Genomic DNA, 388 nt, shown 5'->3' with positions numbered 1-388 from the left:
CCTGGCGCGGGACCTGGCACGCGGTCCGGGACATGAGCGCCGTGCTGCGGCAGCCTGCGGTCGGCACGCCAATGGACGGCCGGATTCCCGCGGTCACCGAGCCCGCGCAGCCCGTCCGGCCGGCCCAGGCCGTTCGAGCCGGTCAGGCCGCCCGATGACCGGCGCTCCCGGCATGACGACGCTACTGGTGATCGCCAAGGAGCCGGTACCGGGACGGGTCAAGACCCGGCTCACCCCGCCGTACTCGCCGCGGCAGGCGGCGGCGCTGGCCGAGGCGGCGCTCGCCGACACCCTCGACGCGGTGCTGCGCGCCCCGGCCCGCCGTCGGGTGCTGGTGCTGGACGGCGCGCCCGGCCCGTGGCTGCCGCCGGGCTTCGACGTTGTTCCG

General features: G+C 77.6%; 1 pseudogene. It reads left to right on the top strand.

Going from position 1 to position 388, the window contains the following annotated elements:
- Nucleotides 1-172: 172 nt before the first annotated feature.
- Nucleotides 173-388, top strand: a pseudogene (locus C6N31_RS42595) (glycosyltransferase); the annotation flags it as partial.

This window comes from Streptomyces fildesensis (genome assembly GCF_016107395.1).
In the GTDB taxonomy this organism is placed as follows: domain Bacteria; phylum Actinomycetota; class Actinomycetes; order Streptomycetales; family Streptomycetaceae; genus Actinacidiphila; species Actinacidiphila fildesensis.
Note: the sequence above shows the minus strand (reverse complement) of the source record. Positions and strands in the feature narration are given on the sequence as shown.